24 protein-coding genes and 1 pseudogene are annotated in these 23,851 nt (G+C 37.1%); 1 reads left to right on the forward strand and 24 read right to left on the reverse strand.

The annotated features are described in order from the left end of the window. The 13 genes from BLR11_RS08180 to BLR11_RS08240 form a co-directional block, all read right to left on the reverse strand. Nucleotides 1-397: acyl-CoA dehydrogenase family protein (locus BLR11_RS08180; RefSeq protein WP_176762921.1), on the reverse strand; the 397-nt coding region annotated here is incomplete at its 3' end. A gap of 29 nt (nt 398-426) precedes the next feature. Continuing rightward, the gene (locus BLR11_RS08185) at nt 427-1,779 is read right to left on the reverse strand and encodes an MFS transporter (protein ID WP_091650550.1); all 1,353 of its coding nucleotides are present in this window, start codon (nt 1,777-1,779) and stop codon (nt 427-429) included. A 13-nt stretch (nt 1,780-1,792) separates the two neighbouring features. Next, entirely contained in the window at nt 1,793-3,190 is a 1,398-nt protein-coding gene (locus tag BLR11_RS08190) for an FAD-binding oxidoreductase (protein WP_091650552.1), read from the reverse strand. Nucleotides 3,191-3,422: 232 nt separating this feature from the next. Further along, nucleotides 3,423-4,190: an SDR family oxidoreductase gene (locus BLR11_RS08195; protein ID WP_091650555.1), complete on the reverse strand. Its 768-nt coding sequence runs from the start codon at nt 4,188-4,190 to the stop codon at nt 3,423-3,425. Between the two features lie 127 nt (nt 4,191-4,317). Continuing rightward, on the reverse strand, nt 4,318-5,505 hold the full coding sequence (locus BLR11_RS08200) for a CaiB/BaiF CoA transferase family protein (RefSeq protein ID WP_091650558.1): 1,188 nt from the start codon (nt 5,503-5,505) through the stop codon (nt 4,318-4,320). Nucleotides 5,506-5,507: 2 nt separating this feature from the next. Then, the gene (locus BLR11_RS08205) at nt 5,508-6,284 is read right to left on the reverse strand and encodes an enoyl-CoA hydratase-related protein (RefSeq protein ID WP_091650561.1); all 777 of its coding nucleotides are present in this window, start codon (nt 6,282-6,284) and stop codon (nt 5,508-5,510) included. 17 nt (nt 6,285-6,301) lie between these two features. Next, complete coding sequence (locus tag BLR11_RS08210; RefSeq protein WP_091650563.1) at nt 6,302-7,150, reverse strand: 3-hydroxyacyl-CoA dehydrogenase NAD-binding domain-containing protein; 849 nt, start codon at nt 7,148-7,150, stop codon at nt 6,302-6,304. Nucleotides 7,151-7,172: 22 nt separating this feature from the next. After that, the gene (locus tag BLR11_RS08215; RefSeq protein WP_091650566.1) at nt 7,173-8,363 is read right to left on the reverse strand and encodes a thiolase family protein; all 1,191 of its coding nucleotides are present in this window, start codon (nt 8,361-8,363) and stop codon (nt 7,173-7,175) included. A gap of 4 nt (nt 8,364-8,367) precedes the next feature. After that, nucleotides 8,368-9,807, reverse strand: coding sequence for a 4-hydroxyphenylacetate 3-hydroxylase family protein (locus BLR11_RS08220; protein WP_091650569.1), 1,440 nt, complete (start codon nt 9,805-9,807; stop codon nt 8,368-8,370). Between the two features lie 21 nt (nt 9,808-9,828). Beyond that, entirely contained in the window at nt 9,829-10,725 is an 897-nt protein-coding gene (locus BLR11_RS08225) for a thiamine pyrophosphate-dependent enzyme (protein WP_091650572.1), read from the reverse strand. Beyond that, nucleotides 10,722-11,936 (reverse strand): transketolase C-terminal domain-containing protein, encoded by a 1,215-nt coding sequence (locus BLR11_RS08230; protein ID WP_218118751.1) that lies wholly within the window; start codon nt 11,934-11,936, stop codon nt 10,722-10,724. The genes BLR11_RS08225 and BLR11_RS08230 overlap by 4 nt, the downstream gene beginning before the upstream one ends. Further along, entirely contained in the window at nt 11,929-12,237 is a 309-nt protein-coding gene (locus BLR11_RS08235) for a 4Fe-4S binding protein (RefSeq protein WP_091650575.1), read from the reverse strand. The genes BLR11_RS08230 and BLR11_RS08235 overlap by 8 nt, the downstream gene beginning before the upstream one ends. Then, nucleotides 12,234-12,788: a 2-oxoacid:acceptor oxidoreductase family protein gene (locus BLR11_RS08240; protein ID WP_091650578.1), complete on the reverse strand. Its 555-nt coding sequence runs from the start codon at nt 12,786-12,788 to the stop codon at nt 12,234-12,236. Before BLR11_RS08240 ends, BLR11_RS08235 begins: the two co-directional genes overlap by 4 nt. Nucleotides 12,789-13,444: 656 nt before the next feature. Here BLR11_RS08240 and BLR11_RS08245 point away from each other — a divergent pair. Next, nucleotides 13,445-14,569: pseudogene (locus tag BLR11_RS08245) on the forward strand (nickel pincer cofactor-dependent isomerase, group 22); the annotation flags it as partial. 492 nt (nt 14,570-15,061) lie between these two features. Here BLR11_RS08245 and BLR11_RS14745 read toward each other — a convergent pair. The 11 genes from BLR11_RS14745 to BLR11_RS08300 all read right to left on the reverse strand — a co-directional run bounded on the left by BLR11_RS14745 (nt 15,062) and on the right by BLR11_RS08300 (nt 23,747). Continuing rightward, a complete protein-coding gene (locus BLR11_RS14745) occupies nt 15,062-15,145 on the reverse strand; it encodes an IS3 family transposase (RefSeq protein WP_143006417.1) in 84 nt (27 codons plus the stop codon). Between the two features lie 79 nt (nt 15,146-15,224). Next, entirely contained in the window at nt 15,225-15,431 is a 207-nt protein-coding gene (locus BLR11_RS08250) for a hypothetical protein (protein ID WP_091650583.1), read from the reverse strand. Between the two features lie 73 nt (nt 15,432-15,504). Further along, entirely contained in the window at nt 15,505-16,701 is a 1,197-nt protein-coding gene (locus BLR11_RS08255) for a tyrosine-type recombinase/integrase (protein ID WP_091650585.1), read from the reverse strand. Between the two features lie 460 nt (nt 16,702-17,161). Continuing rightward, a complete protein-coding gene (locus tag BLR11_RS08265) occupies nt 17,162-18,241 on the reverse strand; it encodes a hypothetical protein (protein ID WP_091650590.1) in 1,080 nt (359 codons plus the stop codon). Nucleotides 18,242-18,306: 65 nt separating this feature from the next. After that, nucleotides 18,307-18,588: a helix-turn-helix domain-containing protein gene (locus BLR11_RS08270; RefSeq protein ID WP_176762922.1), complete on the reverse strand. Its 282-nt coding sequence runs from the start codon at nt 18,586-18,588 to the stop codon at nt 18,307-18,309. 422 nt (nt 18,589-19,010) lie between these two features. Then, nucleotides 19,011-19,925, reverse strand: coding sequence for a GGDEF domain-containing protein (locus tag BLR11_RS08275; protein WP_176762923.1), 915 nt, complete (start codon nt 19,923-19,925; stop codon nt 19,011-19,013). Between the two features lie 394 nt (nt 19,926-20,319). Then, nucleotides 20,320-20,940 carry an ERF family protein gene (locus tag BLR11_RS08280; RefSeq protein ID WP_091650596.1) on the reverse strand — a complete coding sequence of 207 codons (621 nt, stop codon included), beginning with the start codon at nt 20,938-20,940 and terminating at the stop codon, nt 20,320-20,322. Between the two features lie 147 nt (nt 20,941-21,087). After that, entirely contained in the window at nt 21,088-21,810 is a 723-nt protein-coding gene (locus BLR11_RS08285) for a DUF1281 family ferredoxin-like fold protein (RefSeq protein WP_091650599.1), read from the reverse strand. A 177-nt stretch (nt 21,811-21,987) separates the two neighbouring features. Next, nucleotides 21,988-22,875, reverse strand: coding sequence for a hypothetical protein (locus BLR11_RS08290; protein WP_091650601.1), 888 nt, complete (start codon nt 22,873-22,875; stop codon nt 21,988-21,990). 1 nt (nt 22,876) lies between these two features. Further along, nucleotides 22,877-23,125 (reverse strand): hypothetical protein, encoded by a 249-nt coding sequence (locus BLR11_RS08295; protein ID WP_143006414.1) that lies wholly within the window; start codon nt 23,123-23,125, stop codon nt 22,877-22,879. Next, nucleotides 23,115-23,747 (reverse strand): JAB domain-containing protein, encoded by a 633-nt coding sequence (locus BLR11_RS08300; RefSeq protein WP_091650606.1) that lies wholly within the window; start codon nt 23,745-23,747, stop codon nt 23,115-23,117. The genes BLR11_RS08295 and BLR11_RS08300 overlap by 11 nt, the downstream gene beginning before the upstream one ends. Nucleotides 23,748-23,851: the final 104 nt, after the last annotated feature.

Here is a 23,851-nt window from a genome sequence, read left to right on the forward strand (position 1 = left end):
CTGTTCCGGCATTAGGTTCTGTAAGACCAAAAGCACCCAGTTTCTCACCCTTTGCAAGCGGCGTTAAATATTTTAATTTTTGTTTTTCCGTCCCAAATGTATAAATAGGCCAAGAACACAGCGTCGTATGAACTTCAAAGCTCAATCCCATAGAGGGATCAACTTTAGAAACCTCTTCACATGCCATTGCCATACTTAAAAAATCAGATCCGGCTCCCCCGTATTCTTCCGGATACGGAATACCTAATAATCCTAGTTTCCCCATTCCATTAATTAAGTCTCGGTCAAAAATTTCTTTTTCATCACGATCATGTATCGTCGATGCTAACTTTTTAGCCGCATAGTCAGCCGCTAATTTAGCAATATCCTTATTTTCTTCACTTGCTAAAAAATTCATAATAAAAATCCTCCTTAAAATAACAGTACTTATTCTGTTTGTTTAGCTGTTACTCCAGCAACTGATTGTGCTTGAATATCGCTTCCGACCTTATTATCAAAATCGAGTAATAGTGTTGTAATAATAATAGCAACACCAAAACCAACAAACATCATTAAAGCTACAAAATAAGAACCTGTCATAGATACAATAAATCCAATAATAATAGGAATCAAAACACCACCCATATTACCGGCAAAATTCATACTGCCTGCCACTGTACCAACATGATTTTTCTGAGAAATAGTAGGAGGAATAACAAAAAATAACATACCACACCATCTTTCAAAAGACACTCCCAACGTCAACCAGACTAAGGCACTTGTTATTGAATCAGCTCTACTTAAAAAATACATACTAATAGCCATCCCAGCTGCCATAGTACACATAATAGTTTTTAAAACTTTATTCAGGCTAGCTCCAGAAGCCCGCCATTTATCAGTGACAACTCCACCAATCAATTCAACAACAACACCTACACCAAAAATCATCAATACGGCTCCACCAATGGCTTTAATGTCTAAACCTTGAGCTTGTGCCAAATAATTAGGCCCCCATGTCATCAATCCAAACCAATATGAATCAAGTGCAAAAAATCCAATTATCATACACCAAAAATTACGACTCGTTAAATACTTCGTCCAAGATACTTTTTCAACTTTCCCTTCTTTTATTGCTTCTGAATGATATTCTTTTTCCAGTTCATTTTTTAAATAATTACGTTCCGTTTCATTAATATACGGATTTGTATCTGGTGTACCTTTCAAAAAGCGGCTTCCACCAAGAACAATACAAAGCGTAAAAATACCTGCACCAATTAGAGCTCCACGCCAGCCGCCAAACCATCCCATAAAAAGGATAACAATTGGACCACCAATAGCATTACCAAGCGCTGCACCTGTATCCATCAATGCTGAACCTCGACCACGTTCCTTGGACGTCAACCAAATCGACTGCATTTTTGTACCACCAGGATAAATAGGTGCTTCAGAAATTCCCAGCATTACACGTAACGCCATAAACATTTTTGCAGAAGCAGCAAATGCACCTGTAATAATTTGGAATATTCCCCATAAAATTCCTGAACAAATAATTAATTTATCTGCATGAAACTTATCTAAAAGCCACCCAACAGGTATCTGCATTGCCGCATATCCCCAAAAAAACGCACTTAAGACAAGTCCTACAATAGCTGGATCAAGAGATAAATCTGATTGAATATCAGGCATACAAATAGATAATACAGCACGATCCACATAATTAACCGTACATAAAGCAAAAAGTGTAAAAAATACATGCCAACGAACATTGGTTGATTTTATTGCATTAGTTAATGGTGACATTATAATAACCTCCTCAGATTTGTATTACTTTTCCCGGATTCATAATATTATTTGGATCTAATGCTTTTTTTACTGCTTTCATCATTTTAAGTTCTACTGGATTAGCAAATTCTTCTAACAAATGCACTCTTTTATAACCAATACCATGCTCTCCTGAAAGTTTCCCGCCAATAGAATATACATAGGTGTACACTTCATGCCGAAGTTTGGGCAATAACTCATTCCATATCTCAATATCCATATTTTCTTTCAAAATATCGGCATGCACGTTACCATCCGCTGCATGTGCTACGCAATTAATAGCAATACCATATTTTTTACTAATTATCTGCATTTTTTCAACCATATTTGCTACCTGTGATGGTGGCACAACTATATCTTCTGCAGAAAAAATTAAACTACAAGCACGATCAGCTTCACCAAAACTTTTACGAGCTTTCCAGATTCGTTCCGAATCCGCTACCAGAGTTTCTAATGCCTTGTTTTGTGAACAAATATCATCTATGAGCATACATTGTTCTTCTAAAACTTGTTCATTGTCCCCTTCAACAGATACAATAATATAATTTCCCACATCACTATGTGGCAATTTTTCTTGTAAAAAATTTTCACAAGTTTTAATACTATTATTTGCCATAAATTCAACACAAAGAGGCATAATGCCCGAATGAATAATTTTAGGTACGGCCTTGACTGCTTGTTGTGATGTCGGAAAAACAGCCAGTAAATCCATAACATTTTTCGGTTTTGGCATTAATTTAAGATATACTTTTGTTATAATACCCAACGTGCCTTCTGACCCTATCATTAGCTGTGTCAAACAATATCCTGTAGAATCTTTCTTTAATTTTCCACCCAAGGTTGTGATTTCCCCTTTTGGGGTAACTATTTCAATTCCTGACACCTGTTGACGTGTTGTCCCATATTTAACCGCTTTATTACCACCAGCATTAGTTGCTACATTACCACCTATAAAAGAACTATCTCCACTACAAGGATCTCCAGCATAGAGATATCCATGTTTAGCTGCTACTGTTTGTACCTCTCCGGTTCGTACTCCAGGTTCAGTAACCATAATCATATTTTCTTCGTCTACTTCTAAAATATGATTCATACGTTCCGTTGAAACCACAATTCCTCCTAAAAAAGGAACAGATGATGCTGCATAACCAGTACCCGCTCCCCGAGGAACAATAGGAATTATTTTTTCATTGGCCAATTGTACAATAGATGCTATTTCTAATGCATTCGCAGGTAAAACAACTACTTCCGGCATTTTTTTATACTTGTCACCGGTAACTTCGTCATGAGAATATGATTCCATTTTTTCTGGATCTGTTAAAACATAATTATCACCTACAACCTCCTTTAATCTTTTTACAACTTTTTCATCAACTTTATTAAAATTCATTTTTCACACCTCCATAAATATAGAATTTTATGATAAGACCTCAGAAAATTGACATAAAAAATACAAAATGATAAATTTCCCCAATACATAAAAATTTTGTAAACCATTTATCCTTCGATTTTAACGTTTGCATTATTGAAATATGCTACATTTATCAGTTATATTTACATATAACAACGCATACAGCGTTTATCCTCAAAAGAAAACCTCATGGACTTTGAACATTAGAAAATTATCTTCCCAAATATCCACCATCGACAGGAATAATTGCACCATTAATATAATCTGACGCAGGTGAAGCCAAAAACACAGCAATCCCCTTCAAATCCTCTGGTGTACCCCATCTTTTCTGAGGAATACGGTTTAATATTTCCATATTACGTTTTTTGTCGTTTAATAAGTTTACATTCATTTCAGTATCCATATATCCAGGTGCAATAGCATTTACATGAACATTTTGTTGAGACCACTCGTTAGATAAGGCTTTAGTTAATTGGACAACTCCTCCTTTGCTAGCCGCATAAGCAGGTACAGTAACACCACCAAAATAACTTAGCATGGAAGCTAAATTAATAATTTTTCCATATTTTTGTCTAAGCATTTTTCTACCAGCAAGTTGACAAAGCATAAAAACAACATTGAGATTTAATTGTAATACTCTATCCCAATCTTCCAATGAAAATTCGTCACATTTATGACGTTTTTGTATCCCTGCATTGTTTATCAAGATATCAATATGTTTATCTAATTGATTGAAAGCTTTGTTAAATATTATAGATACATTATTTTCATCTGATAAATCACCAACTAGTCCAATCGCATTAAGTCCTTTTTTACGAAATTCTTCAGCACTTCTAACAACACTTTGACTGGAACCAATCATTACAACTTTAGCACCAGCTTCACATAATCCTTCTGCCATACCTTTACCTAATCCACGACCACCACCTGTAATAATAGCTTTTTTCCCTTCCAAATCGAATAAATTTAAAATTGGCATAATAAATTCTCCTTTTTCAGAATAGCGTCATACTATATTACAAAAAACATCTAGTAACTAGTTCTTAATATGCATCAAATAAAAAATACATAGACAATTTAAAATAATTTATTCTTGCATTTAGAATTTATATAATTTTTTCCTTTTTTAATTTCTGAACAGTTTTTTCATCATAATGTAATATATTTTTCAGTATCTCTTCATTATTTTCCCCTAATAAAGGAGATGGAGTTCGTACTGATCCATTTATTTCAGAAAAATGAATAGGAAAACCTGGCATTGTAATATTTCCAACACCAGGCTGATTTACATCTACCATCATATTTCGTATCTGTAGCTGAGGGTGTTGGACCAATTCTGCAATAGATAATATGGGTGCTACAGGTACCTTCGCTTTGTCTAGCCAAGTAATAATATCATTCGTACTGTATTTTCCCATCCAGGAACTAATAACTGGTTTTAATTCAGCATAGTGTTTCTTGCGTAAAATATTTGTTGCAAATCGGGAATCATAAATCAAATCTTCACAATGCATAACTTTAATAAGTCGTTCAAACAATTTATTGCTACCAGTAGCAATAACAACATAGTTATCTTTTGTCTGATATGCATCAAAAGGGGCGGATGCAGAATGTTCATTCCCGTTCCTTTTTGGAACAATACCATTTAGTGTGTATTGCATCACGTAATTTTCTAAAATAGAAACAGTAGTATCCATCATGGCTACATCAATATACTGACCTTTCCCAGTTTTTTCACGATTATATAGTGCCGCCATAATGGCAAAAGCCGCATGAATTCCTGCATTAGCATCTGATATAGAAGCCCCACATTTTACTGGTGGTCTATCTGGAAATCCTGTAATGCTCATCATTCCCCCCATGGCCTGAGCAACAATGTCAAAAGCAGGTTTTCCACATAATGGCCCACTTTGACCAAACCCAGAGATAGAAGCATAAATAATATTAGGTCGAATTTTTTTTACTTCTTTATAATCTAATCCTAACTTTTTCATTGTACCGGGGGAAAAATTTTCTACAACAATATCACTCCTTTTTATTAAATATAAAACAATTCTTTTCCCCTCTTTGCTCTTTAAGTTAAGAGTCATGCTTTTTTTATTTCGATTTAAATACATAAAATATCCACTTTGCCCATTTTTAAAGGGCAAATAATGACGAGAATCATCCCCCTCTTCAGGTTTTTCTATTTTTAGAACCTGTGCTCCTAAATCAGCAAATAACATTGTGCAATAAGGTCCCGAATACACATGGGTAAAATCAAGTATATGCAATGATGCAAAAGGATTTTTCATAATTATTTTCCCTCAAACTTTGCCTTTCTTTTTTCTAAGAAAGCTGTCATTCCTTCAATACGATCATGTGTCGCAAAACAGGTTGTATAAGCTTCTGCCTCGTAAGCCATACCCGAACGCATATCAATATCAAGACCAGTATTAATTGCTTTTTTAGCCATTTGAATAGCTATCGGCCCTTTATCCATTATTTTCTTTGCAATATTCCTACAAGTAATCATCAACTTATCAAAAGGAACTACTTTTTCGACAAGTCCAAGTGACAATGCTTCATCCGCCATTATCATATCTGTTGTAAAAATATAGTATTTAGCTTTACCTCTACCAATAAGCCGAGATAATCGTTGTGTTCCTGCAAATCCTGGAATAATGCCTAAATTTACTTCCGGCTGTCCAAATTTTGCATTTTCACTAGCCACACGGATATCACAAGCCATAGCCAATTCACAACCACCACCCAAAGCATATCCATTAATAGCAGCAATAACTGGTTTTTCAAGTGTTTCAATTAAATCAAAAACATGTTGTCCAATCATCGTCATTTTTCTGCCTTCCAATGAAGATAATTGGCTCATTTGAAAAATATCAGCACCGGCAACAAATGATTTTTCACCAGCCCCTGTAATGATCAAAACTCGTACCTGTTTGTCATCAGCTGCATCCCTCACTGCTAACTGTAGTTCTAATAAAGTCGATGTGTTCAATGCATTTAGTACGTTAGGACGATTAATTGTAATCAAACAAATTCCATCCGTCTTTTTTACTGCTATATTTTCCATTTTTACATTTCTCCTTTTTAATAAGTAAAGAATCCTTTCCCCGTTTTACGCCCCAGATAACCTGCTCGTACCATCTTTCGTAAAAGTGGTGCTGGTCTATACTTACTATCACCATATTCATGATAAAGGACCTCCATAATAGCCAGTAACACATCTAATCCAATTAGATCTGTTAATGCTAATGGTCCCATGGGATGGTTACAACCATTAATCATCGCTCTATCAATATCTTCTGCCGTTCCTATACCTTCATCAAGCATGAAAATCGCTTCATTAAGCATCGGATCCAATATCCTATTAACAATAAAGCCTGCACTGTCTTTCGATGTAACCGTTACCTTATTCATTGTTTTTCCTACTTGTTCTGCTATTTTTTTTGTTTCGTCACTTGTGTTATAACCAACAGTGATTTCCAACAATTTCATTACTGGGACTGGATTAAAAAAATGCATGCCAATAAATTTATCCTGTCGCTTTACATTAGCAGCTAATTGCGTAATGGAAATAGATGATGTGTTACTGGCAAAAATCGCTTCTGGTTTACAAATTGCATCCAGTTGTGTCCATACTTTTCCTTTTAATTCCGGATTTTCCAAGACAGCTTCGATAATCAGATCCGCATCTCGAGCATCGGAAAGAGCATGTGCTGGCATCAAATACTGTAAACATTGTTCTTTCTCATCAACTGTCATTCTGCCTTTTGCCACATTTTTTTCAAATGCCTTCACAATTTTATTATAATTTTTTTGAATAATTTCATCGCTGATATCATTCATCATAACTTGGTATCCAGCCCGCAGTGCAGTTTGAATAATACCCCCTCCCATAGTACCTGTACCAACAACAAAAATTTTTTGAATAGCCATTAATCTCATCTTCTTTCTATTCTTAATTACACCGTTCAACAAGTGTAGCAATTCCCTGGCCTCCGCCAATACAAAGGCTGATAACTCCATATCGTTTTTGTGTCCGCGTCAATTCGTTCATCAATGTAACAAGCAGTCGTGCTCCCGTGCAACCAACTGGATGTCCCAGGGCTATAGCGCCGCCATTAACATTAACTTTATTAATATCTATATGTAAATCTTTAACGCAGGCTACTGCTTGCGCTGCAAATGCTTCATTTAATTCAAATAAATCAATATCGTCAACTGTCAAATCTGCTTTTTTCAGCAGTTTCGTGATAGCTGGTACTGGTCCATATCCCATAATAGAAGGATCAACACCAGTCGATGCAAACGCTCGAAATGTAACAATCGGTTTGAGTCCTAATTGGATTGCTTTTTCCTTAGACATAATAATAACTGCTGCTGCTGCATCATTACAACCAGATGCATTGCCAGCGGTTACAGTTCCTCCCTCTTTGAAACAAGGTTTTAAGGCACTTAGTTTTTCCAAACTAATATCATGCCGAATTGTTTCGTCATGATCATACATAAATTTTTTTTTCTTATTTTTGACTTCAACCGGTAAAATTTCATCAATAAACTTACCTTCTTTTTCTGCTTTCGCAGCAAGTGCGTGACTACGAAAAGCAAATTCGTCTTGCATTTGCCGAGTAATATCACATTTAACTGCAACATTTTCTGCAGTAATACCCATATGATAATTCATAAATGGATCAACCAATCCATCATATAGCATAGAATCAAGAAGTTGACTAGATCCCATTTTAATACCAAATCGATGCCCTTGAATAAGATAAGGGATACGGCTCATAGTTTCACATCCACCAGCTGCAATAATATCTGCTTCCCCCATCATGACCATCTGAGCTGCCAAATTAACAGCTTTAAGACCTGTACCACAATTTTTGTTTGGTGTCCATGCAGGTACTTCTACTGGAATACCTGCGTAAATTGACGCTTGTCGAGCTGAATTAGCTTTGATTCCTGCTTGAAAATGTGTACCCATGATAACTTCATCTAATTCTTTCCCTTCAATGTGTGCACGATTCAACGCTTCCTTAAGCACCAGAGATCCCAATACGGGGGCATCAATTCCGCTCAAACTACCTCCGAATACACCGTTAGCCGTTCGTACTCCACTGACAACTACTGCTTCTCTTAACTGTACCATCTCATTAATCCTCCTTAATTTTTGCCAATTGTTTTGCCATTTTCTTTTTTCCTTCAATATTTGTTTCTCTATATAACATAATGCGCATTGCTTGTGGTGACCCCGCTCCGTGCATCGACTCTGCTAATGCCGTACCACCTGTCATATTTTCTAAAAGGCGAGCCATCCGGATGCGGTTTTCCGTTGTCACGTTTGGATTAGCTGCAAAATATTTTTTAATTAACGGCCCTGTAATTCTATTTTTTAAATCTTTTTCATATGGCAGTGTAGCAATAAAACCACCCGCTATATCATGAGCCAATCTGCTGATTTCATACATATATCGCGTACAGTTTAACTTAACGGTATTCGCTAATAACGTATTTACATAATATGTACCCGCCTCTGTCTTAGTTCCTTCGTAAGAACACCCGAGAGAACAATTGTACATGGTTTCCTGCATATGTATCATTTCAATAATTTTATCTTTGATATGTGATGCTTTCGGACAACCATTATACTCAGCCATGGTTGCAGTAGCACCGATAATAACATCGGCTACTCCAACTTTACAACCACCATAATTTTGACGATGATACGACGCAAACTTTTCCACATATTCTTGCGCATACTGATATTCTCCACACATAAATACGTGTTCCCAAGGAACAAAAACATTGTCCATCACAGTCAAAGTTTCTCCTCCAACAATGGCATATTCTGAATTACCCGTATCAATATCACCTTCAAGTCTTCGTGTATCATTAGTCTGACGTCCAAAAATATGAGTAACTCCCTCCGCATCAACAGGAATTGCACAGGCAACTGCATAATCTTTGTCATTTTTACCAAGATTTGTCGTCGGCAAAATAAGCATCATATGAGAATTTACCATTCCCGTCTGATGTGCTTTTGCCCCTCTGACTATAATTCCATCTTTCTTTTTTTCAACAATATGCACATATAAATCGGGATCCACTTGATCTCCCGGTTTTTTGCTGCGATCTCCCTTAGGATCTGTCATAGAACCCGCTACCATAAAATCATTTTCCTGTACATATTTCATAAAATTCGTAAAACGTTCATGATAATTTGTTCCGCATTCACGATCAATTTTATGAGTAACAATATAAGTGGCATTCATGGCATCCAATCCTACACAACGCTGAAAACAAGTTCCTGTTTTTTGAGCAATCATACGCAACATTTTTACTTTTTTCACCAAATCTTCCGCACTTTGATGAAGATGTGTAAAACGGTTAATTTTTTTACCCGTCAAACTAGATGTAGCCGTCATTAGATTCTCATAGGCGGGATCGCAAGCCAATTCATATGTCATTGCGGCAGAATTTACATGAGGTCGAGTCATCGGGTCTTCGACAACATTTTCTATACGCTTACCATTGCAATAAATAATTGGATGAAGTTTTTGCAAACTTGCCATATACTGTTCTTTATTCATCATTATTATTCGTCTCCTTTATATTTACATATTTAAATATCTTTTTTTTATAAACTGCCATTCATGATCACGCCATTCTCTAATAACGGCCAAATCCTTTTCTTTCAGATGTTTAAATCGACGTTGTTTCATCAAATAATCTTCAATTGGTTTAAATATTTTAGGAACTATATTAATAGTTACTTTTTCATTCTCATATTCAGCTAAATACCACAATCCGGTTTGTACTGCCAATTTCCCAATTTCCACAGTCTGATTACTTGGAAAGCCCCACCCAGTTGGACACGGAGCCATGACTTGAATAAATGCGGGACCTTTCACATCTTTTGCTTTTTGTACTTTATTCATAAAATCCAATGGATACGCTATACTAGCTGTAGCACAGTAAGAAATGCGATGTGCCACCATAATATCAAACAGATTTTTTTTGAATTTTTGTTCACCGATAGCGCCTGACTTTTTTCCAGCTGGCGTCGTTGTAGTTGTCGCACCATATGGAGTAGAACTACTGCGCTGTACACCCGTATTCATATATGCTTCATTGTCATAACAAATATAAACAATATCGTCCCCTCGTTCCACGACTCCAGATAACGACTGAATACCAATATCTGCCGTTCCACCATCGCCAGCAATTCCCAGAATTGTAATATTTTTTATCCCTTTTGCATTTACCCCAGCTCTCATTCCAGAAAGCACCGCTCCGGTTGCTGCAAAGGGTGCCGTCATAGATGGTACGTTAAAATTCATTTGTGGATAAATACTAGTAACAGTTGATATACAGCTAGCCGGATAAGCCAAAAATGTCCGCTGTCCGATAATTTTCATAACTAATCTTGAAGATATAGCTGCTCCACAACCAGGACAAGCTTTATGTCCATACAACAATTCTTGGTCTGGAATTTCTTTTACATTAATCATTCTTTCCACCTCAATCCAGTAAATTGAATCTCTGTCGTTTCTTCCCCATGACTAACACAAATTAGTTTCTGATACATTTCCTTAATATCTTCTTTCTTAATATCTCGACCTGACAATCCTGCAATAAAATTTAATTTAGGAAATAAGAAGCCTGAAAGTGCCGCCTTAACATCACTGTAAACCGGACCATGATTACCAAAAGAAACTGCTTTATCAATAACTCCAATAGCTTTAATATGTACTTTTCCCTTTTGATTTTTAATAATATTTTGTATTGCTTCATTAGGAAACGGACGATAAAATCTAATTTTTAGTACACCAGCTTTAATACCTTCTTCACGTAATGAATCAGCAACAATTTTCATTGTCCCTGTAACACTTCCTAAACCCACTAAAACATATTCAGCATCATCACATTTGTAAGCTTCAATAAGTCCTCCATAAAATCGACCAAAAGCTTTATTAAATTTCTGATCAATAGCTGGAATAATTTCTTTTGCTTTTTCCATCGCTTTATATTGTTGATATCTAAATTCAGTTTGCCATTCCGGCGATACAGAAATACATAAACCACGCGGATGATCTAAATCTAAAATATTATCTGTAGGAGTATACTTAGGCAAAAAAGCATCAACTTCTTCCTGTTTTGGCACTTTCACCAATTCATATGTATGAGTCAACACAAACCCATCAACACATACCATAACAGGAGTTGAAACATCACAATTTTCAGCTAATTTATATGCTTGGATAATACTATCCAGAGCTTCTTGTCCATCTTCTACATAAACTTGCATCCACCCGGAATCTCGCATAGCCATAGAATCACGATGATCTCCATAGATATTCCATGGTGCAGCAATTGTACGATTAGCATTCATCATAACAATAGGAAATCGGCTACCACTAACATAATTTAACATTTCACACATATACAATAATCCTTGTGACGAAGTTGCCGTAAAAGTACGACATCCAGTCATAGCGGCTCCCATGGTAGCTGCCATAGCACTATGTTCACTTTCTACATTAAAATATTGACAATCCAGTTCTCCATTGGCTACAAGTTCTGAAAGTTTTTCAACTACAGTCGTTTGTGGTGTTATTGGGTAAGATGCGATAACTTCTGGCCGACAAAGTTGTACACCATAAGCAACAGCATCATTTCCTGATATGAATGTTCTATGTATTGCATTTTCTTGATTAGTCACTATTTTCACCTTCTTTTCTCATACTAATTGCATTTTTAGGACATTCGTTAGCACAAATACCGCATCCCTTACAATAGTCATAATCAATTTCAAAATTATCTCCTGTCCGATCAATAACTCCTTCTGGACAGAAAATCCAACAAGTCTGACACTTTATACATTTTTCTTTATCCAATATTGGGCGAAATGTTCTCCAACCCGCATTAATATCTACCAATATTCCCGCCTTTACATATGGCCCAATTGGCATTTCTGTTTCTGAAGCTGGATATACAAATTTTCCAACTTTTGGTTTGTTCATAATGATGCCCCCTGTTTAAATAAGTAATATGCTTTTTCTACTACCATTTGATTTTTTTCAACTAATTTAGGTGCCATGGACAATGAAATACTAATCTTAGCCGCTTCTAATGAAACAATTCCCGATATTGCAACAAGAGCGCCAAACATAGCGGTATTTGTAATCGGCTGATGTAATATTTCCAAAGCAATCGCTGTTGCATCAATAGTAAAAATTTCGGAAACACCTAATTTTGCAAAATCTTTTTGTTTTTTTGTTGTGTTAATTAATAATCGCCCATGCGGTTTAATTCCTTGTGTTACATCAATCGTTTCTAGTAGACTTTCATCCAAAACAACAACATAATCACATTCATACACTTTACTATGATCATGAATTGGGGATTTATCAATACGTGTAAAACCTAATACGGGAGCCCCTCTCCGTTCTGGTCCAAAAGATGGAAATGCTTGTGCATAACATTCATCATATTGTGCTGCTGCCATTCCCAGTAAACGAGCCGCGGTAAAACCACCTTGTCCACCACGTCCATGCCATCTAATTTCTATCATAAATTCATTCCTCCATTTTTTCATATTATGATATCTACTTTTTATAATAATAGAAAATGCATTTTTAGTCAATACCCTTCAGTTATTATAATATTGCAATATCTTCATATTACATGTAATATATGCCTATTCTTAATTTTAAATAATATTTTTTAATATGTTATTTAATCAACCCGAGATCCATTTGAGTATACGAAATTTTCTTCCATCGTTTTCACGGATACATTCCCAGTCCACACCTAATCCATTGGTTTGAATCCTGTATTTTACAACGTATATCACTTATAAAAGCGTAGTTAATTCAGCTTATTATCTAATTCTTTAATTAAGTAAAATACTTTTTATTAACCGACTGAAGTCAGTTGGGTTAATACGTTCGTGTTCTTTATTATGCTCTATTATTTTATTATTTAAATTTCTTATTATAATGATTGACTTTTTACTAAAAAAATATATTATTGATATTATATTTTTATATTTTTTAAAAATATAATATCATAATAATAATTTTGAAGATATTTTATACGAGTTGTTTTATAAGGAGGTTTTATAATGCCCATATTACCCGAACACGCATTAAACCTTTCATTACCAAAAATGATCCATATAAGACAAAAATTCGATACCGCTAAAATTAACGATATCGAAAAAAAGTCCAAGAAGAAATAACCACCCCTGAAATTATCACATTAATAAAACCAGGCTCAAGAATTGCTATTGCGGTAGGAAGTAGAGGTATTCGCAACCTATCTACAATAGTTAGAGCCGTAGGTAACTGCATAAAAAAAGCTAACGGTATCCCTTTTATTGTACCAGCCATGGGCAGTCACGGTGGCGGTACCACAGATGGACAAAAGCAAATATTAGCCTCAATGGGAATAGTAGAAGATTTAATAGGAATACCAGTTCTTGCTACAATGGATGTCATTCAAATTGGACAAACCGATGATGGGGTTCCTGTATATATGGATAAAAATGCTTACCAAGCAGATATGATTGTTTTAATCAATCGAATCAAACCTCATACCGATTTTATAGGGGATTTTGAAAGTGGTCTCTGTAAAATGATGGCTATTGGCCTTGGAAAACACATTGGTTGCAGTCGGTTACATCAAGAAGGTTTTGAGAATTTTCACAATCTTATACCATCTGTAGCAAAAGTATTTCTAAAAAAAGCAAATATCGGATTTGGAGTTGCTATCTTAGAAAACGCCTATGACCAAACATATCAAATAAAAGCCATTAAAGCCAACAAAATTATGACCGAAGAACCAAAACTTCTAAAAAAAGCAAAACAATTAATGCCTCGCATTATGGTTCCAGAAATTGATGTATTAATCATTGAAAAAATTGGTAAAGATATTAGTGGTGCTGGTATGGACACTAATATTATTGGACGAACAACAAAAGGTCCCATGTTAGGTTTCAATGGTCCCACAATACAACAAATCATTATCTTAGATTTGACATATGCATCTCATGGTAATGCCTGCGGTGTAGGATTAGCAAATTTCATTACCAAGTCCATGTATGATAAAATTGATCACGTATCAACATATGCTAACGTCATTGCTTCTGGAAATCCTAATGCAGGCCGAATTCCAGTAATTATGAATACCGAAAAAGAAGCTATTGTCGCCGCTACTAGATGTTGTAGTCAAATAGATATCACCAATCCACGTATTGTTCGAATTTTGGATACATTGCACTTGGAAACTATTTGGGTGTCGGAAAAAATATATAACGAAATTAATTCTAATACCCAAATTGAATTATGTTGATTTTCTAAATCTAATTTAGGTAATAACTATGATAGGATACTTTAATTAAACCATGTACGTAGTTGCAAACAAAACCTTCTCGTGCGTCAATAACACAATTTACCTTTTATTGCAACAATGGATAAAATATTACCATCCTGATAAACAGTGACGTTTTAACCAATACCGGCATAAAAAAATGGCAAGGTTTATACAGTTCTACAATCAATTTATAAACAATTATAAATTTTTAACTGTCTATCCAATATTAGTGTGAATTTTTGATAGATCAGTAACGATCTGATGAAATTGTAAAATAAGAAAATCTTTAATTTTATAAAAAGAACAACCCGCCTCCTATATATTTTTTAGGAAGCGGGTTTATATTAAGTTTGATATTTCAGATGCTTTGACTTGATTATATGTTTTTTAAATTGAGCCTATGAATAAAAGTCTGTAAATAAAGTCTTCTATGATAGTTAATGGATTGGCAACACTTTTTTGGACAATTTTTTAGATGAGTGATTGCCTAAATTCCACAGGACTTTTATAACCCAAACTTCCATGAATTCGTTTCTTGTTAAACCAGTATGACAAATGTCACACCTAATTGTAAATTACACCTTAGCTACAATGAGAGCTGATACTTCGTACCAACTCTTGTTTGTCATCACTTTTATTGATCTATGTCATCATCTTCATTATCATTATTGTTGTACAACCCCAGGTTGATCGTATCTCGCATCAAATAATCCGATATCTCTTTTGGAACCTTATCGGTTCCGCTAAAATCAAAACTCCCTAACGATTTAACAATTTCCATGCCGCCTTTACGCATAAAAGAAATATAAATGCCGTAATGTACTGAATGTGCCTTGCTCATAAATAAAACCTCCTAAAAAAATTATATATTTGTCAAACCCGGGAAAACGGGAAAAGTGTAGGTGAAGTTTAGATCACCCATCACTCTTCTTCTCAAGTTTTTCATAAGAAGTGGTAATCGCCTTGTTCATTCTACTTTGATTATTCGTCATTGCATGACCGTAATAATCAAGTAGTGTAGATGCCTTACTGTGACCGGTTCTCTGAATAATGTCAGGCAAAGAAAATCCCTGAATCATCAGTTGCGTTGCAAAATATCCTCTAAGGTCATGGAATCGAAAGTGCCTGATTCCGTGACGGCGAATAAATTTCGTAAATTTATTCGAAATATAGTTTGGCCGAACTGGACCACCTTCTGGCGTATAAAAAATTAGATTTAAATTATTCCAGCCATCGCCCCCAACATTTTTTATGTTATCAAATTCTGTCTTCGCCGCCTCTATCATCGATAACAGCTGCGGTATAATATATATGTACCGCTTACTGTTTTCTGTTTTGGTATGCGGCCATATGTAAGTGCCTTTCTCCACAGTATACTGTGCCGTTTGATGGACAAAAAATGTTTGCTGTGTCGGATCATAATCATTCCAAGATAATCCTAATATCTCTCCCTCACGACAACCAGTCGTAGCCGCCAATAAAACAATCATTTGGAAGACGCTGTCTTCACTGAATAGGACAGAAAAGATTTGATTTACAGTATCTTGATCGAAAATTTGTGGCCTCTTTGACCCACCTTTTGGTGCATCAATTTTTTCCATTGGATTGTTGGGAATCTGTCCCAATCGAAAGGCCGTGCGAAAAATTCTGCTGACCAAAAAGTAAATGCCCCTTACGGTTCTTGGACTTAAAGTTTTGTCTGCAGACCGTCTTTGTTTAACCGCTTTTCGCTGATTTGATAAATCAGTAAAAAGTTTTTCTAAAATAATAGGCGTAACATCGACCATTTTTAGACTTCCTATATTAGGTTTTATATGTGTCTCCAAAAGTCGTCGGTATGAATCTATCGTTCGTGGTGCTAATCTCTGCTTTACTGAATATTGCACTATCCATTCCTCAGAAAAGACAGATACTGTCTGCTGTGTGGCAGGTATTAACATGCGAAGTTCTTCCATCCAAGAAGTTAATTGATCTTGCGCATCAGCTTTATTAGCAGCGAATACTGTCTTTTGTCGACGTTGTTGATGACCCAGTCTATCGCGTCCCATGTCGATTGTTAAAATCCAATATTTTTCCCGGCCACCTTTCTTACGGCGAAGCGTCCCGGTCATTTATATCACCTCCTTCCTGTAATTTTTTTCCACAAGCGTAGTCTATCACAAGGCGAAGCATCACCTACTCCTAAACGCCGACAATCCACTGCAATTTTCCCCATGTTATTTATAAAAGCATTATTATACACAAATATATATTTTTACGACATAAAAAAATATCTGCTAACCATCGGTTAGCAGACATCTGCAAATTTTTATGTCAATTTTTGTTTTTTTGAGCGACGAATTGAGCAACCAAAAATCGAGTAGGAGGTCACCCATTAATTGAGTGACCGACCTCTCACAACACCGTACGTACCGTTTGGTAACGGCGTTTCAATTGTTTGAGTGGTGTTTTCGCAATCGCTCGTACTGGCTCGGGAAGTCATAATATCCGGCCGATGCGAGCTTTTCGTTTGTGATGGAACGTGTTAATATAGGGCTTCCGGCTATTCGCCAGTATCCCAATATCTTTTCATTATTTAGCCAACTCGTCAATTGCTTTAATTGCTTTAAATGAACCATCTACATAGCCTAATTGCTTGACAGATTTATCAACCTCTCCATAGATATCTATATTTTTATTATTTACAGATACTATTCCAGTATCGAATGCAGATCCATCTTTTATTGCATTTCTATAATTTTCATTAACTTTTTGTACTGCCTGCAATTGAATGGTAAACTTTTTAATTGCATAATTTAAAATATTTAAAGAATAAAACTTATAGATTTTACCTACTTCATTCGTATCAGGAACGCCATTAACCAAATCAATTAATTGATTCATTTTATCGATTTTTGTATTTAATAATTTTTCAGTTTCTTCTCCTTTTTTTATTCTATCTTTAACTGTACGTTCTTCAATAAATAGACCCATTTCTGTATTTAAACTAACGTCACCCGCCCCTGTAATATTTTTAATTTTTTCATCATACGGTTTTGATGCTTTATCAAATTCTACTGCCTGTCTTTTAACCTCATTATCATAGGAAACAAATAAATTAGTAACATTGACGGAATTAATTTTCCAATCATCTCCACTTTTCTTTATCGTCATGGGAATAACTATAGCACTATTCCCTACTGCTTTTGCAACAAGATCAAATGATTTACTATCATCAGCAATATTTTTTATATTAATAATTTTATAATCACTGATATTCAATAAAATATAAGCAACTCCTATGTTACCTTCGGTGTTCTGCTGTTCTAATTTTAATTTTCCACCAATTATATCGTTGATATATCTATTAAACGTAGGTTCACTATTTGCTGGACATGACGTAAATGCTCTATTAAAACTGTTCTTTTTATAATCATGCCAGCTAGTATTTACACTAGCTGAAACAGCATTAATATCGACATAGTTATTAAATGTATTAGTATCATGCTGTTTATATGCATCAATAGCATGGGATACTACATACTGCGGACTGGATGGTAACAGTTGGTTACCCATAACATTTTTTGCTGTATACCCGATGACTCCTAAAACTAATATTGCCAATAGAATAATCCCTGTTTTCATCATACGGCTTAATTTCCTGTTTAACATAATATGATTTCTCCTATCTTTTAAAATACCGGCTACAACATTAAATTATTTCTTCATTTTTTCTATTATTTAGCCCCTATATTCCCGCCTTCTTCCCACCATATCTGTTTTTCTTTTTCTTCGAAGGTAACCAGCAGAGAAATATCAATCCCCAAACCATTAGCAATATCAATCAGAATCGACATTGGCACATTATGGTTATATTTCCCTCGTTCAATCCGTCCGATAGAACTGACACTGACATGCGCCAGTATTGCCAATTCTTTTTGAGTTAGATGCCGGATGTTCCGGTAATAGGCAACTTTAGCTCCTATCTGTTTAAACACAGTATCCTTATCTGCATACAACACTATCACCTCTTGTTCGGATACCCACTATTTTTTCTACTTGCTACATAAAAAAAACAGAAAGTGGGGCTGGCTGCCTTCTATTTTTTATCCTAATACTGGAAAGAGCCTGATACCCGCTTTATTTCTTATTTATATTATCTCATACTTTCAGCATGTCAGGTTCGCATATACCCGCTGGATATCCGCATACATACGCTGTTTTCAGTGTCGCGTTATCTTCTTTGTACCCTAAGGTTTTCTCAATATATGCCCTTTATTTGCATCCAAAATACCGCCCACACCATCCTATCAAGTCCTGCTTGATGGGATAAAAACAGAGTTCACGGGATTTCCCATGAACTCTGCTTCTATCCAGTTTCCGTATTTTTACTTTTAGTACCCGGGTACTCTTTACTAGTTCGTCCACCATCTACACAACACTACCAGTTCATTGCCGTACAGTTTCCTCCCCGTTTTTTTGCAAGGTACATCTGTTTATCTGCCATATCTATTATTTCTTCCATGGACATATTTTTCAGCGTCTTTTTCATGTTTATTGTATACACGCCAATAGATGCTGAAATACCTGGTTCTTTATTTTTCCGTAATTGAAAAATTTTGATCCGAATTCGTTCAGCAATCTGATACGCAGACGCTTCCTTCACGTTGTTCAAGCATACTATAAATTCGTCCCCGCCAAAGCGGCACGCCCAGTCCTCTTTTATCCGAATCGTATTACAGAATATTTTTGCTACATCCGCCAGTACCTGATCCCCTTCCATATGTCCGCAGTCATCATTAATCAATTTAAATTTATCTAAATCTATAAATAAAAGTGATACGGTTTGTTGATTGGCGGCTGCTTCCCGAATATCCCGGTCCAGCCGGGAGTACAGATACTTTTTATTATACAGCCCCGTTAATTTATCCTTAACGATTGTATCATTCATTTGCATAAAAAACTGTTGAAATAAAACCGTTTCCCTATATTCGTCATCCTCAATTGTTAAAGCACTTGTCACATCTTTTACCAGTTCCAGTACACTTGGTTTTGCTTTATATAACAGCGGGATTACGGCAACCAGCCACAATTTATGGTGATATCGGACTAATTTATGTAATCCTTTCTCTTCCATATATGCTTTTTCCGCCATACAGCCATCTTGGTTACAAGGATAAGCCTGTTTTTTGGAACAGATACAGCATCCATTAAAAAACTGTGACTCCTTCCTGCTATAATCTACAATTACTTCTTTAGAAAAAGGATGTACGATTCTAACCACAGTATATAATGAACTTAAAAAAGACACAGCTACAACGTCCTGTGTATCTTCAACTCTTTGATTATTCATCATAAAAATGATGTCATCTCCTATATCATTTTTTCTCAATCTATAATAATACATTATATAATAAGGTAATTAATACATCATTTGCTACGTCACTCCTTTAGTATAAATTACAGCAATCACTACTTTTGCAGTCTGGAATTTATTATACCACGATATATCCCGCTGTACAGTACCTCTTCTTTTTATTTATTCCCCCTACATAAATGCAATAAATAATATAGAATCTTCTCTTAAAAATAAAAAGGAGCAAAAGGCAGGACTGGCTGCTTTCTGCTCCTTTTTCACATGCGAGAAGGGTCGGATACCTGTGGTGATTCTCTCATATTATCTCATAATTTTAATACCTCAGGTTCGCCTGTATCTGCTGAATGTTCACATACATACGCTGTCTCCGATGTCACGCTATCCCTTTTGCACTTCGCTGACAGTCCATACACAAGGCTCTGCCATATTTATCCTTGGAAAACTGGAGTACCTTTTCCGTGATTACCGTACCGCAGACACTGCAAACAGGCTGCCGGGTAGGTTGCCGGGTTCGGTTCAGTACCGACTGCATCTGATGACGGTGCCCTGTTTTTTCTTCCAGAGCAGCGGTTATTTCATCCGTATGGCAGTCGGCTTCCGGATCATCGCCGGTACTAATAGCAAAGCTCAGGAGATAGGCATACTTAATCGCTGCTGTCTGGGCTTTCATGACTGCCTTATCTCCGGCATCCTGCCCGCTGCCCAGTCCTGTGATCTGGATCGTTTCCCCTGATTCTATATCTGTTAACTGGATATCCATCCGCACCGTTGCCAGTTTCTCTATATTTCCCTTTGCCGTGGTAATATCATCCAATCGGAGTAATTCCGGTACCGCCGCAGATGCAATTCTATATTGGACAAACGCCGCATTCACTTTCTCCAGTACGTCGGCACTGGTAGCATACGTATACCCATGGTACTTGTTTTCCCCTTTTTTCATCACATATCCGCAGTCTTTCATGACAGCAATTAGTTTTTTTGCTAAAGCTTTCATACTCATTCACTCTCCTTGTTTTACTACATAATGGTTGTCCACATAGTCCATATTGTCCTATCTTTTCAGATATTATCTATACATAAACTTACCTATATAAAATTTGCGGACACCCCGGACAATACGGACACGACCTAATTTTTCGTCTTACACGGCAGCATCACAATTATGGCAGTCTTCGCAGCCGTGATACTGTTTGTGCCCTTCATCATCCGTATAGAGGCAGGGGGATGGTCCCCAGCATGTTTCATAAATCTCGTACGCTGTACTGAAATGATTGGGTGCGGCATATGCTTCCTGCAATTTCCCGTCTTCATATCGCATCCATCCACAATTCGTGCCGATATCTTCATCAGCCCACACATGTGTGATCGTACTATCCGGAAACATCGCTGCTAACTTTTGGATGACTGGTATCGGTGCAGCCCATGCTGTCTGGAAGGAAAGGGTATGATCCGGATCCGTTATCACTGCATCCATAGCATTCCATTTGGTGCCCCAGTGTGCGATAGACCAGCCATACCAATCCGTATATCCATATTGCTGTTGATTCTGATAGGCTTTTCTTCCCAAGTCCCGGTTGATCTGCCGTTGTTTTTCCAATCGGCGAAGATACGCTTTGATCGTCTCATGCGTATGCCGTTCTTTTTCATAGCGGCTGCGAAGACCGTCCGGAATGATGCCTTCCTGCAGATATATCTCTGCATAAAAAGACAGCTCCATCACACTGCTGGATTCGATCTGTAGAGACGGTGGCATGGGAATTATTTGGTTAAAATCCAGCAGACTGTCTTTGCCTTTTATGGTCTCCCATAGTTGTCCGATATGGGGACTGGTGATCGTCATCTTGTTTTGCACGTAATTCGGCATGATTCTATTCTCCCTTTCGTTTTTGTTTTATATAACATTTCAGCGATGATATGCAGACTGTCCCACCTGTCCACGTTGTCCGCCATTTAAAAGACACGGATATACTTTCTATATAGGCTCTTTGCTTCTTAGGACAGTGTGGACAAGACGGACAGATGCTGTTTTGATAGGTCGTCGTTACCCGGCTTTTCTAAACTGCTGGAGCTTTCTGCCATAGGAGCAGAACTCCCTGCCATCACAGTAATCCAGACATTTCTGATTCTGCCACCGTTCCCGGGAGGAACAGACGGGCGGCAGAATATTGGCATCTTTTGCCTGTTGCAGCAGTGCTGCTTTTCGACTGAAATAGCGGTTGATCCATCGGTTGCTTATTTTATAAATGGGAATGATATACAACGGTTGGTCAATTCCCCGTTCCGCAGCAATACGCAGCCCGCTGTCCCGGCATAGTGCCTGAATATACATCCGGTGTACTGGAAATCCCGCCTGTTCCAAGAGCATCCGGTAGTAGTTAAGCTGTACAGCCCAATCCCATACGTGCCGTACGCCGTCATGACAAAGAATCGTCTTGTATTTTAGTTGTCCTTTTCTGGATCCAGTTTTGTAGATTTCTCCGGTAGGAATCTTCTGTTTATATATTCCCAACGCTTTCATCAGCTTATAAGAGCTCGTAACTTTTAAATCCCCCAGTACACATTCTTCCGTATCAAGGATCTTCCCGTACAAATCAAACTGACCGCTGGTAATTTGGTCTTTTAATCGGATCTCACTTAAAATCTCGCCCTGCGTACAGCGTTCATGCATGGTATGGACGGCTTGTCCTTGCAGTGCATAGAGAATACGCTGCGGGGATACGGCATAGGGCATCGTTTTCTTCAAATACGTTTCCCGTACTCCGGCAATGAGTTCCGTCACCGTTGGTTCTGTGATCGGCCGGTTTACCGATTTAGCAATGGCACGGAGTGTTGGCAGAAACATGCAGCGTGTTTGTTTCGGACACGCTGTCAGGCATTGCAGAATCGGAATATGTTGTCCGTCTGGGCAGATAAATTGTGTGGCTGACATCTTATTCGCTTCCTTCTACTGTAGTTTTGAGTCCATTGCAAGGGATGGATTGTTCTGTATTACGTGTAGGTTCTATTTTGGGAAGCGTTACCTCCCTTACGTCATGGTCTTCATCCTGCACGGCAATATATACCTGCCGTGTTGTTTTTGTCTGGATCAGACCGAGGGATATGCGTCCAACCTGCAGCGCCATCCGTCCCGGCAGATTGGCTTCTATGATCAATTGCAGCTGGTTCATCTTACTCATCATCTTCTTTCCATAGCTCGCTCATGGCTTTTCGAAAACTGTAGCAATCATACTTTCCGATGATGATATGATCCAGCAGTGGGATATTCATCAGGATTCCCGCTTCCAATAATCGTTTCGTCATCGCCGTATCCTGTGTACTCGGGGAAGAATCACCGGAGGGATGGTTATGGATCACAATCACGGCTGCTGCCATCTGCTGTACGGCCGCATGGAATACCTCTCGAGGCGTTGCCAGAGATGAATCAACTGTACCAATGGTGATCTGTTTCTTTTGTAAAATATGGTTTTTGGCATCTAACAATAAGGCCCAGAGTTCTTCCTGCTGCCGGTCCGCTAAAAACTGGAAACATTGGATTGCCTCAGACAAACAGGTGATGCTGGCGATCGGTTTCGTCCGTTCTTCCTCTACTTTCGTGATGACTTCTTGAAGGCAGCGGATCCGTTTTGCGTTTCTCCGTCCGACACCGGGAACGGCTTGTAATTGTGCTTCTGACGTATGCAATAAAATGTGATATAAGCTTGGATATTCCCGCAGAAGCTGATTGACACAGCTCTTCGGTAAAAACGTGGCCAATAATTCTTTTTCTGTCAACGGGTGCCGTGTTGTATTGGTATGACGCATGTTATTTCCTCCTAATCAAAAAAACTCCGGATACCCATAGTATCCAGAGATAGATGTAATGAAATGATAGAAATATATGTTGTTATCATATAGCTGTCCATAAC

It is taken from the genome of Megasphaera paucivorans, assembly GCF_900103535.1.
Lineage (GTDB): Bacteria > Bacillota > Negativicutes > Veillonellales > Megasphaeraceae > Megasphaera_A > Megasphaera_A paucivorans.